Genomic DNA, 251 nt, shown 5'->3' on the forward strand with positions numbered 1-251 from the left:
CGTGATCCACCAGATCTGGCGCGAGAGCAGCGGCGCGGCCGGCACACCCGGCAGTTCGGGCGGCAGTCCAAGACTTGGCGCGATCGTGAAGACGGCAAAGCCCGCGAGCCCCCACATCAGGCCTTCGTGCCAGGAGATCGGTTCGCCCGTCGCACCACTGCGGACGGCGAAGAAGCCGCCGAGCAGGAGTGCGAAGCCGATCGCGGTCAGGATGTTCGCGCCCGCCGTGTAGAGGTTGCGCTCCAGCCCGT

General features: G+C 68.9%; 1 protein-coding gene. It reads right to left on the reverse strand.

Features of this window, described 5'->3' with window-relative positions; genetic code table 11:
• The coding region (locus tag RVY79_RS20795; RefSeq protein ID WP_317466499.1) for a CbtA family protein at window positions 1-251 on the reverse strand (251 nt) is incomplete at both ends.

The sequence above is a fragment of the Chromohalobacter sp. HP20-39 genome, from assembly GCF_033052815.1.
Taxonomy (GTDB): domain Bacteria; phylum Pseudomonadota; class Gammaproteobacteria; order Pseudomonadales; family Halomonadaceae; genus Chromohalobacter.